At 73.5% G+C, this 13439-nt stretch carries 15 protein-coding genes; 10 read left to right on the plus strand and 5 right to left on the minus strand.

Annotation, left to right across the window (positions count from 1 at the left end):
* Positions 1-122 precede the first annotated feature (122 nt).
* On the plus strand, positions 123-695 hold the full coding sequence (locus EXE57_RS13615; protein WP_135078359.1) for a hypothetical protein: 573 nt from the start codon (positions 123-125) through the stop codon (positions 693-695).
* On the opposite strand, the gene EXE57_RS13620 is transcribed toward EXE57_RS13615, so the two are convergent.
* From EXE57_RS13620 to EXE57_RS13630, 3 genes are read right to left on the minus strand one after another with little or no spacing between them, the layout of a single operon-like run.
* Positions 682-1887: an MFS transporter gene (locus EXE57_RS13620; protein ID WP_244246833.1), complete on the minus strand. Its 1206-nt coding sequence runs from the start codon at positions 1885-1887 to the stop codon at positions 682-684. The genes EXE57_RS13615 and EXE57_RS13620 overlap by 14 nt on opposite strands.
* 36 nt (positions 1888-1923) lie before the next feature.
* Complete coding sequence (locus tag EXE57_RS13625) at positions 1924-2769, minus strand: aldo/keto reductase (protein WP_135078361.1); 846 nt, start codon at positions 2767-2769, stop codon at positions 1924-1926.
* Positions 2770-2812: 43 nt separating this feature from the next.
* Positions 2813-3250: a hypothetical protein gene (locus EXE57_RS13630; protein WP_135078363.1), complete on the minus strand. Its 438-nt coding sequence runs from the start codon at positions 3248-3250 to the stop codon at positions 2813-2815.
* Between the two features lie 263 nt (positions 3251-3513).
* Between EXE57_RS13630 and dnaK the strand changes: the two genes are divergently transcribed.
* From dnaK to EXE57_RS13665, 7 genes are all read left to right on the plus strand, one after another.
* Positions 3514-5385 carry a molecular chaperone DnaK gene (gene dnaK / locus EXE57_RS13635; RefSeq protein ID WP_135078365.1) on the plus strand — a complete coding sequence of 624 codons (1872 nt, stop codon included), beginning with the start codon at positions 3514-3516 and terminating at the stop codon, positions 5383-5385.
* Positions 5382-6029, plus strand: coding sequence for a nucleotide exchange factor GrpE (gene grpE, locus EXE57_RS13640; RefSeq protein WP_244246834.1), 648 nt, complete (start codon positions 5382-5384; stop codon positions 6027-6029). Before dnaK ends, grpE begins: the two co-directional genes overlap by 4 nt.
* A 46-nt stretch (positions 6030-6075) precedes the next feature.
* Positions 6076-7266, plus strand: coding sequence for a molecular chaperone DnaJ (gene dnaJ, locus EXE57_RS13645; protein ID WP_135078367.1), 1191 nt, complete (start codon positions 6076-6078; stop codon positions 7264-7266).
* Positions 7263-7679, plus strand: coding sequence for a heat shock protein transcriptional repressor HspR (locus EXE57_RS13650; protein WP_135078369.1), 417 nt, complete (start codon positions 7263-7265; stop codon positions 7677-7679). The genes dnaJ and EXE57_RS13650 overlap by 4 nt, the downstream gene beginning before the upstream one ends.
* A gap of 127 nt (positions 7680-7806) precedes the next feature.
* Positions 7807-8100, plus strand: a complete 294-nt coding sequence (locus EXE57_RS13655) for a hypothetical protein (RefSeq protein WP_135078371.1) — start codon at positions 7807-7809, stop codon at positions 8098-8100.
* A complete protein-coding gene (locus tag EXE57_RS13660; protein ID WP_135078373.1) occupies positions 8097-9263 on the plus strand; it encodes a hypothetical protein in 1167 nt (388 codons plus the stop codon). The genes EXE57_RS13655 and EXE57_RS13660 overlap by 4 nt, the downstream gene beginning before the upstream one ends.
* On the plus strand, positions 9263-9718 hold the full coding sequence (locus tag EXE57_RS13665) for a hypothetical protein (protein WP_135078375.1): 456 nt from the start codon (positions 9263-9265) through the stop codon (positions 9716-9718). The genes EXE57_RS13660 and EXE57_RS13665 overlap by 1 nt, the downstream gene beginning before the upstream one ends.
* Here the strand turns inward: EXE57_RS13665 and EXE57_RS13670 are convergent.
* Positions 9703-10479 (minus strand): pentapeptide repeat-containing protein, encoded by a 777-nt coding sequence (locus EXE57_RS13670; RefSeq protein WP_135078377.1) that lies wholly within the window; start codon positions 10477-10479, stop codon positions 9703-9705. The two genes, EXE57_RS13665 and EXE57_RS13670, sit on opposite strands and share 16 nt — an antisense overlap.
* Positions 10480-10549: 70 nt before the next feature.
* On the opposite strand from EXE57_RS13670, the gene EXE57_RS13675 reads away from it, so the two are divergent.
* Positions 10550-11854, plus strand: coding sequence for a DUF445 domain-containing protein (locus tag EXE57_RS13675; RefSeq protein WP_244246835.1), 1305 nt, complete (start codon positions 10550-10552; stop codon positions 11852-11854).
* Positions 11851-12753: an Abi-alpha family protein gene (locus EXE57_RS19985; protein WP_208542853.1), complete on the plus strand. Its 903-nt coding sequence runs from the start codon at positions 11851-11853 to the stop codon at positions 12751-12753. The genes EXE57_RS13675 and EXE57_RS19985 overlap by 4 nt, the downstream gene beginning before the upstream one ends.
* A 107-nt stretch (positions 12754-12860) precedes the next feature.
* Here EXE57_RS19985 and EXE57_RS13685 read toward each other — a convergent pair whose 3' ends face one another.
* Positions 12861-13352 (minus strand): response regulator transcription factor, encoded by a 492-nt coding sequence (locus EXE57_RS13685; RefSeq protein WP_167305909.1) that lies wholly within the window; start codon positions 13350-13352, stop codon positions 12861-12863.
* Between the last annotated feature and the right edge of the window lie 87 nt (positions 13353-13439).

The following is a 13439-nucleotide window of genomic DNA, read 5'->3' on the forward strand; positions in this document are numbered from 1 at the left end:
CAGACTCGCCCACCAGGTCCGACCCACCCCGGCACAGGATCCCCGGCCGGCCGGGGATCACGGCGGGCCCGCGGAGTGATCGCCCGTTTGGCCCCACCCGGACTGTCCGTGACAATGGCCGCGTGACAGATCGTCTCGAGCGCGAGGAGCACCCGGTCGCCTTCGGGTTGCTCGCCCTGGTCGGCGTGGCCATCGTCGTCGGCCTGATCGCGGGCATGGCGGCGCTGGCCGGCGCGCGCGTCGCCGGCCTCGGCGACGAGTCGCCCTCCGGCGACGGCAACGGCGGCGGGGCGACGCTGTTCCTCCCCAAGCCCGAGCCGACGAAGGGGCCGCGCGGGCCCCTGATCACGCTGGCCCCCGGGCAGGAGACCGCGCAGCCCGAGGAGCAGGAGCCCTCCGAGGACGAGTCCTCGGACAAGCCGGCCAAGGGGATCTCGCTGCAGGTCGCCCAGAGCACGGTCAGCCCGATGGACAACATCGACCTCACCGGCGTCTACCCCGGCGGCGAGGGCGCCATCCTCCAGGTGCAGCGCTTCGAGGGCGGCAGCTGGCAGGACTTCCCGGTCACCGTCTCGGTGAGCAACGGGACCTTCACGACCTACGTCCAGACGGGCCAGACCGGCCCCAACCGCTTCCGGGTCGTCGACACCGACACCGGCAAGCCCTCCAACGAGGTCAAGGTCACGATCGGTTGACCGCGCGCGAGCGGTCCAGCCGGGCGGTCCAGTAGCCCACCCACGCGGTCCCGCCCAGGGCGAGCACGCCGACGACCACCGACGCGGTCGCCAGCGGCGCCACCGCCGCCACCGCGCCCACGAGCAGGGGGCCGCCGGAGACGCCGATGTCCCCGCACAGCCGCCAGCCGCCGAGGTACTGCGAGCGGCCCCGGACCGGAGCCGTGTCGGCGCCGATCGTCATCACGATGCCCGACCCGATCCCGTTGCCGGCGGCGATCAGCATCATCACGGCGGCCACGCCGACGACGCCCGACGTGAGCGGCAGCAGCAGGCAGGCGATCGCCACCGAGAGCACCACCGGGACGGCCACCACGGCCCGGCCGTAGCGGTCCATGATCCAGCCGCCCGGATAGAACAGCACCATGTCGACCGCCGCGGCCAGCGCGAAGATCAGCGAGGTGGTGGCTGCCGAGAGACCGACGTACTCGGCCCAGAGCGGGAGCAGGCCGTTGCGCACCGAGCGCGAGGCGCCCAGGACGATCACGGCCACCCCCAGCGTGAGGTAGGTCCGTCGGTGCGCGACGAGCACCGACCGGACCGAGGCGTGGCCGGCAGCCTGCTCCTGGGCGCGGCTCTCCGCACCCAGGTCGGGCATCAGTCGCGCCATCGACGCGGCGACGACCGACAGTCCGGCCGCCATCCAGAAGACGCCCGGCAGCCCGGAGGTCCTGATCAGCAGGGCCCCGAGGAGCGGGCCGACGAAGACCCCCACCCGGAAGCTGCCGCCGAGCGTCGAGAGCGCACGGGCCCGGAAGTCCGGCGGGACCGCCTCGATCATGAAGCCCTGCCGCGAGATCAGGAACATCGTGTACGCCGACCCGCTCACCGCGACCGCGACCGCGAGGCCCACGACGCTGTCGGTCAGCGCGGCCGCGGTCATGGCGGCGGCGTCCAGCAGCCCGGCGAGCAGCAGCGCGGTGCGCTCGCCGATCCGGGCCACGACCGCCCCGGCCGGGAGCGAGGCCACCAGCATCCCGAGGCCGAGCATCGCGACCACCAGGGCGGCGGTCCCGACGTCGGCCCCGAGCTCGCGGGCCCGCAGCGCGGTGACCGGCATGACGGCCCCGTGCCCGATCGAGATCACCAGCGTCGGCCCGTACGCCGCCAGGGCGACGTCGCGCAGCCGGAACGCGGCGGGGGCCTGGGTCACCCGGCCGATCCTCTCAGCACCCCGAGCGGGAGGCGGTCAGCCGGGGATGTAGTCGAACTCGTCCGGGTTCGGGCCGGTCCGGCCCTCCTCGCCACGGTCGAGGCCGCTGATCGCCGCCATCTGCTCGGCGGACAGCTGCACGTCGAGGGCGGCGAAGTTCTCGCGCATCCGCTCGATCCGGGTCGACTTCGGGAAGACGATGTCGCCGCGCTGCAGGTGCCAGGCGAGGGTGACCTGCGCCGGGGTGGCGCCGACCTCGTCGGCGACGCCGGTGATCACCGGGTCGTCGAGGACCGCGCCCTGGGCGATCGGGGACCATGCCTCGGTGGCGATCGCGTGCTTGGCGTCCGCGGCGCGGACGACCTCGTTGCGGAAGTAGGGGTGGGCCTCGACCTGGTTGACCACCGGGACCACGCCGGTCTCGGAGATGATCCGCTCGAGGTGGTCGGGCTGGAAGTTGGAGACGCCGATCGAGGTGGCCCGGCCGTCCTCGACGAACTCGGCCAGCGTGCGCCACGTCGAGACGAAGTCGCCGTCGTACCGGGTGGGCAGCGGCCAGTGGACGAGGAACAGGTCGATCCGGTCGAGCCCGAGCCGGTCGAGGCTCTCGCCGAAGCTGCGGCGGGCGTCGTCGGGCCGGTGGAAGCCGTTGTTCAGCTTGGAGGTGACGTAGAGGTCCTCGCGGGCGAGCCCGGAGGCCTTGATCGCGTCACCGACACCGGCCTCGTTGCCGTACATCTGCGCGGTGTCGATGTGGCGGTAGCCGACCTCGAAGGCCTGCTCGACGGCACGCGCCGTCTCGGGCGGCGGGACCTGGAAGACGCCGAAGCCGAGCTGGGGGATGGTCGTCTGGTCATGGAGGGTGATCGTCGGAACCGTCATGCAGGGCCGACAATGAAGCGGCCGTGAGTATTCCCCGGCGGGGTCAGGCCGCGCAGCGACGCAGGCTGCGAAGGTCGTAGGTGGCGACCTCGAGCGCCGTGCCGACGGGGGAGTCGCGGTCGCCGGCCTCCTGCCAGACCCGCAGGCGTACGTCGGGCCCCCGGCGACTGCGCACCCAGCCCCGCTCGGCACGGTGGCGGGGGAGCCAGCCCGAGGACCAGCGCTGGCGCTCCTCGCGGCCGTGCAGCACCGTCATGCCCGCCCGGGCATCAGGGCTTCCGGCGCGCTTGCGCACCTTGGCGAGGACGACCCAGCCGTGGCCGGTCGGCGCCGGGGCGCGGCACACCTGGAAGCGGGTGAGCCCGCCGGCGTTGCTCCACGCCGCCTCGGCGGGCGTCGCGGCCAGCGGCACGGTGAGCGCCAGCCCTGTCGAGGCCAGCGCCAGCAGCGCAGCCGTGAACCGTCTCCTGATGGACCCCATGGACAAACCCCCACTCGTCGGCGCGAGTCCCCGCGCGCCTGCGGCCCCCACGGCCGCTGCCCCCACTGTAGGGCCCGCCCCGGCGGACCTCACGTCGCCGCGACGACCTGTGGACGACGAGGCAGGGAACCCGGTGCGGGACCCGGGAACAATCCGTTGCGACTGCTGCGTTACCGTGGCACACATAAGTTGAGCCAGTAGGACTCAACTCCCTGAGCAGCCCCGACCCGGGGCACCCACGCACCAACGGAAGGACACTGATCATGGCTCGTGCGGTCGGCATCGACCTCGGGACGACGAACTCCGTCGTCGCGGTCCTCGAAGGTGGCGAACCCACCGTCATCGCCAACGCGGAGGGTGCGCGGACCACCCCCTCGGTGGTCGCCTTCGCCAAGTCCGGCGAGGTGCTCGTCGGCGAGGTGGCCAAGCGGCAGGCGGTCACCAACGTCGACCGCACCATCCGTTCGGTCAAGCGCCACATGGGCACCGACTGGGACGTGAAGATCGACGAGAAGTCCTTCACCCCCCAGCAGATCAGCGCCTTCGTCCTGCAGAAGCTCAAGCGCGACGCCGAGGCCTACCTCGGTGAGCCGGTGACCGACGCGGTCATCACCGTGCCGGCGTACTTCTCCGACGCGCAGCGCCAGGCCACCAAGGAGGCCGGCGAGATCGCGGGCCTCAACGTGAGCCGCATCGTCAACGAGCCCACCGCGGCCGCCCTCGCGTACGGCCTCGACAAGGGCGACGACCAGACGATCCTCGTCTTCGACCTCGGTGGCGGCACCTTCGACGTGTCGCTCCTCGAGATCGGCGAGGGCGTGGTCGAGGTCAAGGCGACCTCCGGTGACAACCACCTCGGTGGCGACGACTGGGACGCCCGCGTCGTCGACTGGATGGTCAACAAGTTCAAGATGGGCAACGGCGTCGACCTGGCCGCCGACAAGATCGCCAAGCAGCGCCTCCAGGAGGCCGCGGAGAAGGCGAAGATCGAGCTGTCGAGCTCCAGCGAGACCACCATCCACCTGCCCTACATCACCCACGGCGAGTCCGGCCCCCTCCACTTCGAGGAGAAGCTGACCCGCGCCGAGTTCCAGAAGATGACCAGCGACCTGCTCGACCGCACCAAGGCGCCGTTCCAGTCGGTGCTCAAGGACGGCGGCGTCGCCGTGTCGGCCATCGACCACGTCGTGCTGGTCGGCGGCTCCACCCGGATGCCGGCGGTCACCGAGGTCGTCAAGGAGCTGCTCGGCGGCAAGGAGCCCAACAAGGGCGTCAACCCCGACGAGGTCGTCGCCGTCGGCGCCGCGCTCCAGGCCGGCGTGCTCAAGGGCGAGGTCAAGGACGTGCTGCTCCTCGACGTCACCCCGCTGAGCCTGGGCATCGAGACCAAGGGCGGCGTGATGACCACCCTGATCGAGCGCAACACCACGATCCCGACCAAGCGCTCGGAGATCTTCACCACCGCCGACGACAACCAGCCGTCGGTGGAGATCAAGGTCGCCCAGGGCGAGCGCCAGATGTGGGCCCAGAACCAGCCCCTCGGCAACTTCGACCTGACCGGCCTCCCGCCGGCCCCGCGCGGCGTGCCGAAGATCGAGGTCACCTTCGACATCGACGCCAACGGCATCGTCCACGTCTCCGCCAAGGACCAGGCGTCCGGCCGCGAGCAGTCGATGACCATCTCCGGCGGCTCGGCCCTCGGCAAGGACGAGATCGACCGCATGGTCAAGGAGGCCGAGCAGTACGCCGAGGAGGACGCCAAGCGCCGCGAGACCGTCGAGACGCGCAACCAGGCCGACTCGCTCGTCTACTCCACCGAGAAGTTCCTCGGCGACAACGACGACAAGATCCCCGAGGACGTCAAGACCGAGGTCCGCACCGACGTCGACGCCCTCAAGGCGACGCTCGAGCGCGAGGACGCGACCGCCGAGGAGATCCAGGCGGGCGTGACCAAGCTCGGCGAGTCCAGCCAGAAGATGGGCGCCGCGATGTACGCCGCCGCCGAGGCCGACCAGGCCGCGGCCGGTGGCACCAGCGAGGCGACCGGTGACGCCGACGACGACGTCGTCGACGCCGAGATCGTCGACGAGACCGACGAGGGCGGCAGCGACGCCACCGAGGGTGAGTCCAAGTGACCCAGAGCCCCCACGGGTTCGGTGACGAGGCGGCCGAGATGGCCAACGAGACCGAGGTCGAGGCGGCCCTGCGCGAGCAGGCCGCCTCGGCCCCGGCCGCCGAGGAGCCGGCCGAAGGCCAGGACATCAGCGGCGTCGACAACTGGGTCGAGGAGGGCGGGCCGCTCGAGCCGTCCGACGTCGCCGAGGTCGAGCAGGAGGTCGCTGCTGCCGGCGACGACGTGGCCGTCGCGCTCGCGGAGCGTACGGCCGACCTGCAGCGGCTGCAGGCGGAGTTCCTCAACTACAAGCGGCGGGTCGACCGCGACCGCGAGCTCCACGCGGAGAACGCCCGCTACCAGGTGCTCGTCCCGATCATCGAGGTGCTCGACACCGTCGACCGGGCCAAGGAGCACGGCGACCTCGACGACGGCTTCCGTGCCGTCGCCGAGCAGCTCGAGCGGGTCGTGACCGGCCTCGGGCTCGCCCGGTTCGGCGAGGTCGGCGAGCCGTTCGACCCCAACCTCCACGAGGCGCTCTCCCACATCGGGGAGGATCCTGACGTGGCGGTGACCACCTGCAAGGTGATCGCCAAGGCGGGCTACCGCATCGGCGACCGCGTCGTGCGGGCCGCGCAGGTGCTGGTGGTCGACCCGGCGTCCTGACCGGACGAGCGACCACGACCGACGAGGCGGAGAGGAGCGGGGTGAGGTGAGCACGAGCGAGGGCGTACGCCCTGACTGGGCGACCAAGGACTTCTACCAGGTCCTCGGCGTGCCCAAGGACGCGAGCGCGGCCGACATCAAGAAGGCGTACCGCACCCTCGCGCGCGAGAACCACCCCGACTCCAACCCCGGCGACTCCCCCGACAGCAGGGCCAAGCACGCCAGATTCAAGGAGGTCGCCGAGGCCTACGACGTCGTCGGTGACCCCGACAAGCGCACCAAGTACGACGAGGTGCGGGCGGCGTACGCCTCGGGGGGCTTCGGCTTCCCACGGGGCGGCTACGACGCCGGCCAGGGGGGCTTCGACGTCAGCGACCTCTTCGGCGACCGGGCGCGGTCCGGCGGCGGGCTGGGCGACATGTTCGGCGACCTCTTCGGCGGTGGTCGGGCACGCACCTCCGCCCAGCCGCGGGCGCGGCGCGGCGCCGACGTCGAGACCACCGCCACGATCGGCTTCACCGAGGCCCTCGAGGGCGTCACGATCTCGCTGCGGCTCACCTCCGACGCCCCCTGTCCCGACTGCTCGGGCACCGGCGGCAAGCCCGGCACCACGCCCCACATCTGCACCGAGTGCGAGGGCGCGGGCTTCGTCGTCGTCTCCACCGGCGGCGCGTTCTCGATGAACGAGACGTGCCCCGCGTGCGGCGGTCGCCAGCTGGTCTACGACCAGCCGTGCCCGACCTGCCAGGGCTCCGGGCGCGGGATGTCGGCACGCACCATCCAGGCCCGGATCCCGGCCGGGGTGAAGGACGGCCAGAAGATCCGGCTCAAGGGCAAGGGCGCGGCCGGCGAGAGCGGCGGCCCGGCCGGCGACCTGTTCGTGACCGTCAAGGTCCGTCCCCACCGGACCTTCGGGCGCAAGGGCGACAACCTCACCCTCGACGTCCCGGTCTCGTTCGACGAGGCCGCCCTCGGCGCCGAGATCAAGGTCCCGACGCTCACCGGCACGCCGGTCACCCTCAAGCTCCCCGCCGGCACCCCCAACGGCCGCACCTTCCGGGTCCGCGGCAAGGGGGCGCGGCGCAACGACGGCACCGTCGGCGACCTGCTGGCCACCGTCGAGGTGCAGGTACCGGCCGTGCTCGACCCCGCCGCCCGTGAGGCTGTCGAGGCCTACCGCCGGGCGACGTCCGGCTCCCGGCTCCGCGCCAACCTGTTCGGGGACGCCGGCTCGTGACCCAGTTCCAGGCGCCCGGCCCCGAGGTCGCCGTGTACGTCATCAGTGTCGCCGCGGAGCTCTCCGGGCTGCACCCGCAGACGCTGCGCGCCTACGAGCGGATGGGCCTGATCACGCCGGGCCGCACCGTCGGCGGCGGGCGCCGCTACTCCCACCGCGACGTCGAGCGGCTGCGCTCCATCGCCGAGCTGACCTCCGCCGGCGTCGGCGTCGAGGGGGTACGCCGGCTGCTGCAGCTGGAGAACCAGCTCGAGGCACTGCAGTCCCGCAACGCCGAGCTCGTCGCCGAGCTCGAGGCGACGCGCGAGGCGCTCCGCCGCACGCTGGCGACCCGGGCGCCCGCCGACCGGCTCCCGGTGCTGCGACCGCCCGACCCCGGGCAGTCCGTCGTGGTCTGGCGCCGCGGCTTCTGATCCCGCTCCCGCCTGGGACCGGAGGGCGAGGTGCGAGGCCGGCCACGGCCGAGCCTCGAGACCCGGCGGTGGGCAGGCCTGTGGAGGGGCGGGTGTGACGGCGGCCGCGAGCAGGTAGGACTGGGGCATGTTCGCCGTCGACCCCCTCGTCCTCACCGACGCCGCCGCCCGGATCGCCGACGCGGCCGGCGCGGTGAGCCGGCTGGAGGTGTCCGGGGCGCTCGGCGACGTGGCCGCGGCGCTGCCGGGGTCCGCATCCGTCGAGGGCTGCCGGTGGCTCGGCAGCCGGGCGGAGGCCTCGCTCGAGGTCTGGGCAGGTCACCTCGTCGAGCTCTGCGAGAGCGCCCGCCTGGTGGCCCGTGACGCGGCCGTGACCGACGGCGTGGTCGCCGACCGGTTCCCCGGCGGAGGATCCCCGTGAGCGCGCCCGCGCTCGACCAGGTCGAGGCGTGGCGGACCGAGCCCCTCCTGGTGGCGGCCGACGAGCTCGACCGGGCCGCGGAGGTGGTCGCGCTCGAGGCGGCCTCCGTACGCCGTCACCTCGACGAGGCGATGGCGGTCGGCGGCGGCGCCTGGGCGACGACGGCAGGGTCGCGGGCCGAGCAGGAGGCGCGGGTGGGGGTGGAACTCGCCGACGACCTCGGGGCGGCCGCGTCGACCCTCAGGTCGGGGGCGGCCGAGCTCGCCGCGGCGCGGTCGCGGCTGCTCGACACGGTGGCGCGGGCTCGCGAGCAGGGGTTCGTCGTCGGGCCGGACGGCGAGGTGACGAGCCCGCCGGCCCCACGGCCGGACGGCGCCCTGGTCCCGCCGCCGTCCGAGCTGCCCGAGCGGGTCGAGGCCGCGGCGCTGGTCGAGACCAGGCGCGTGGCCGCCGAGGCCGACGTACACCGGTGCCTGGACGAGGTCGCGGCCGTCGACGAGCGCCTCGCGGACGCCCTCGTGGCGCTGCCGCTGCACCAGACGCCGGAGTCCGCCATGCGGGCCCACGTGGCGCGGACGCTGGAGCTCGGTGACCCGGTCGCGGCCCTCGGCACGGTCGGAGGTGCGGTGGTCGCCGGCCAGACCGCGCGGGCTGTGCTGGGGATGGTCGCCAGGGGCCGGTCGCTCACGGCCTACGGCTCGCTGGCCCGCGTCGGGGCGGCGGGGTCGTCCGAGGCGGCCGCTGCGCTGCGGTCCTTCGGCGAGGGGAGCCGGAGCCGACCGCTCGGCAAGGCCATGGGCAAGGTGTTCCTGCCCCTCACCGTCGTCAACGGAGTCCAGGACGCCGCCAGCGGCGGTGGCCACGACGGGGCCCGCGGGTGGGCGACCCGCGGGCTCGGCCTGGCCGGCGCGGCGGGGGCGGGGGCCGTGATGCTGGCGCCGGTGCTGGCGCCCGGGGTCGTGGTCGCCGGCGGTGCGGCCGTGCTCGCGTACGGCGCGTGGCAGGCCGGCACCTATGTCGCCGACCACTGGGACCAGGTCGAGGCGGCCGCGGAGGACGTCACGGTCTGGGCGGGGGAGCAGGCGGTCGGGGCGGCGGGCGAGGTCCAGGAGTCCGTCGCCTGGGCGCGCGACCGGCTCGACGCGCTCGGGGACCTCTTCTGATGGGCACCGAGGCGGTCCCCGTCGACGCGGCGGCCCCGGAGGTGGCGGCGCTGCGCGACGCCGCCCGGCTGCGGGTCTCGCTGGTCCGGACCGCCGGGGGCGGCAGCGACACGTGGCTCGCCCACGTCGTGGAGGACGTGGTGCTGCTCGAGGAGGTCGACGCCGCCGGTGGCAGCCGGTGTGCCCTGGCCCGCGGCGAGGACCTCGCCGACCTCGTCGTCGCGGCCGCCGTGGTCCCCGACGCGGCCCCCGGGACAGGTGCGCCGCCGGAGCCGGCGGACCGCAGCCTGCTCGTCACGGTGCTGCTCGGTCGCCGTGGCGCCGGTCCGCCGCAGCGGACCTCGGTGCGGTCGGGGCCCGAGGGCACGTGGTTGCTCCCGGAGGCCCGGCCGGTCGCTCCCGACGCAGCCCGCACGCTGCTCGCGCGCAGGGTCGCCGGCTACGCCTGCCAGTGAGCGGGCCGGGCCAGGTGGTCAGGCAGCGTCGTGGCGAGGTCGCCTCGGGTGGTGTTGAGCTGAGCCTGGGTGAGGAACCAGGAGTCCGCGAGCCTGGCCCCCCGGACGTCGGCGTCGCGGAGGTCCGCCCCGAGCAGGTCGGCGCGGGCGAGGTCGACCCCCCGGAGGTCGGCCGCGATCAGCAGCGAGCCGCGCAGGTCGGCCCGGACCAGGTCCTTCGACCGCAGGTCGGCGCCGGCGAGGTCGTCGGGCATCGGACGACCCGGGCCGTGGAGCCGCCTCGTGGCGTCGCGCAGCACCGGGCTCACCCGGCTCCGGACCTCGTCGAGGTCGGCGCTGAGCAGCGTCACCGGGTCGGTGTGGGTGAGGGCGAGCAGCTCCTCGCGCACCGCCGCCGCGCCGGCGTGCGGGGCCCGTCGCTGCACCTCGGTCAGGTGGGCGAGCATCTCGTGCAGCTGCCGGACCACCGACAGCACCGCCGCCATCTCGCCGAGGTTGTCGTGCTCACGCCACGACGTGCCGGCGTACGTCACCTGGGAGACGTGCTGCCCGGCACCGAAGCAGTCGAAGGCCGTGCAGCCCGGCCAGCCGTCCTCGCGGAGCCGGTCGTGGATGCCGCAGCGGTCGTGCGGGTCGAGGTGGTGGCAGGGGTCGCCGCTGTCCTTGTCGGCACCGAACCCGCCGGCGCGGCTGAAGGGGAGGAGCACGCAGCAGAGTCCGAAGCAGCGGCTGCAGTCGGCCACCAGCTCCGGCTCGCGCATCACCCCATGCTAGGCCGTGTCCACCTCCTCGCGCGGTCGTTACGCTCTGCACACCGATCAGCCGGAGGGGGTGAGGACGTCGAGCGAGTGGCTCGCCGAGGTCGACTGGCTCGCGTTCTGGTCGATCCCCGTCTTCACCGGCGTCATCGGGTGGCTGATCAACTGGACCGGACTGGTCATGCTCTTCAGCCCTGTCCGCTTCCGGGGCGTCACCTTCCCCGGGCTGCGCGCGCTGTCCTCGGTCCTCCCGCACAAGCTGCAGGAGGTGCCCGGCGTGATGCAGGGCGGCCTCGGCTGGCAGGGGATCATCCCCGCGCGGGCCGCCAAGATGGGCTCGATCGCCGTCGACAAGGCCATCTCCAAGCTCGGGACGCCGGCCGAGTTCTACCAGCAGCTGGAGCCGGACCGGATCGCCGAGCACATCGTCGAGATCTTCAGCCCCGAGCTCCCCGCGCTGATCGACGAGGTGATGCAGGCCGAGCACCCCGCGCTCTGGCGGGACCTGCCCCCGGCAGGCCGACGGGCGGTGATCGGCCGCGTCCGTGAGCAGCTCCCCGGCGTGGTCCGGAGCATCACCACCGAGATCGGCAACCACATCGACCAGCTGCTCGACCCCAAGATCATGGTGATCGAGCACTTCCGGGCCGACCCCGCGCTGGTGGTCCGGATCTTCCGCGACTTCGGCCAGCGCGAGCTCGACCTGATGGTCCGGTTCGGAGGGATCTTCGGCTTCCTGCTCGGCATCCCCGTGGCCGTGCTCGACCTCACCCTCCACCAGTGGTGGCTGCTGCCGGTGCTCGGGGTCGTCGTCGGCTGGGCCACCAACGCGCTCGGCATGTGGCTGATCTTCGAGCCGCCGGAGCCACGGCGGGTGTGGGGCGTCAAGGTGCACGGCCTCTTCCCGCGTCGCCAGCGCGAGGCCGCCGAGGTGTACGCCGCGATCATCGCCGAGGACGTCATCACCCTCGAGAACATCGGCGACTTCCTCCTCAACGGGCCGCGGGGCGACCGGACCCGGCAGATGCTGGCGGTCGCCCTCGGTCCGGCGATCGACCGCGCCGCCGGGGTCGCCCGGCCCGCCGTACGGGTGGCGCTCGGCCGCGGCCGCTACGACGCGATCCGGGCGGCGATCGCCCGCGAGGGCGTCGAGTACACGATGACTCCGTTCCGCGACAAGGACTTCAGCCGCGAGCAGGCCGACAAGATCCGGGCCCTGGTCGCCACGCGGACCCGGGAGCTCCCGCCGCGCGACTTCGTGGAGATGATGCGGGCCGCGATCCGGGAGGACGAGTGGATGCTCTACGCCCATGGCGCGATCATGGGCTTCGGCGGCGGTGTGCTGCACTTGTGGATCTTCGGAGTAGGTGGCGGATGACAGAGGCAGTGGACCCGGACCCGGGCGAGGACGTCCCGGACGACCACGTCGTGCCGGCGACCGTCCCGTCCCCGGTGCCGGCGCTGCCGCGGCCCGGCGCGGTGGTGGGCGCCCTGCCCGGTCTGACCCGGATCGCGGCGGCCACCGGGCTCAACGCGACCCGGTGGGGGCTGCTCACCACGCTGCGACTGAGCCGCCGGCTGCTGCAGGCGCTGCGCGACCCGGCCGCCGCGGCCGCCCTCGCCCAGGAGCTGGGCGTCACGGTGGCGACCGTGCTCGACCTGGCCCGGGCCGTGGCGGGCGGCACGCCGGTGCCGCAGGCGCTGGCCCGTGCGGTGGAGGTCGAGGAGGCGCAGGTCGTCGCCGGCGAGGTCGACGAGCGCCGCGACGGCTCCCTGCGCAAGCGAGGAGCCGAGCTGCTGGCGCGTTCGCGGGACGTGTGGGACGACCAGCAGGAGCACCCGGCGTACGCCCGGATCCTCGAGGAGCTCGCCCCGGACGAGGCGCGGGTGCTGGTGCTGCTCGCCCGCTCCGGGCCGCAGCCCAGCGTCGACGTCCGCAGCGGCGGCCCCGTCGGGCGGGTCCACAGCCAGCTGATCGCGCCGGGGTTGACGATGGTCGGCGCGCGGGCCGGGTTGCGTCACGTCGACCGCGTGCCGGCGTACCTCGACAACCTGCACCGGCTCGGGCTGGTGTGGTTCTCGCGGGAGCAGCTCGACGACCCGATGGAGTACCAGGTGCTGGAGGCGCAGCCCGACGTGCTCGAGGCGATGCACGCCCAGCGCTTCACCAAGGTGCTGCGGCGCAGCATCCACCTGACGCCGTTCGGCGTGGACTTCTGCGAGGCGGTGCTGCTGGCCGACGACGGACCACCGGGTGGTCCGGGGTCGGTGGGGTGAGGTCGTGGGCGGGCATATCCCATGTGATGTTGGAGAGTGCCCGCCTCTCACGCTCGACCTGCCGGGCGAGGTGTGCAGCAACCCACACCTCATGGGAAATAACCGTGCTAGGGGTACTCGCTGTTGAGCGGGTACGGCCGCACCACCTTGACCGCGCCCATCGAGGCGACCTTGTGCAGGTGGAGGTTCACGCTGCGGGGCGAGACGCCCTTCTCGATGAAGCCGACGGCGCCGGCCTCGATCGCGGCCTCGACCATGTGGGTCGCGCCGATCGCGGAGACGACGACGAACCGGGCCGGACGGTGCGCCTCGCGCAGCTGGGGCAGCAGCTCGATGCCGCCGATGTCGGGCATGTGCAGGTCGAGCAGGACCAGGTCGGGCTCGCCCTCGCGGACCGCCTGCACCGCCGAGGCGCCGTCACCGCCCTCGCCGACGACGTCGAAGCCGCCGACCTCGAGCCCCATCCGGATGAAGTCGCGCGCGTCGGGGTCGTCGTCGACGATGACGACCTTGAGGGCAGGGGCCACCGGCTCCGGCTCCGGCTCGACGGTCTCCGTCTCCGCCTTCCGGCCCTTCCCGAACAGCTTTCCGAGTGCCATGGTCGCCCTCCCCTCGTCAGAGGAGGATCCTAGCCGTGGAGGGCGCCGCCACGGGTGAGACTGGGCGGACCGGTCGGTAAAAGCGAA

It is taken from the genome of Nocardioides euryhalodurans (genome assembly GCF_004564375.1).
GTDB classification, from domain to species: Bacteria; Actinomycetota; Actinomycetes; order Propionibacteriales; family Nocardioidaceae; genus Nocardioides; species Nocardioides euryhalodurans.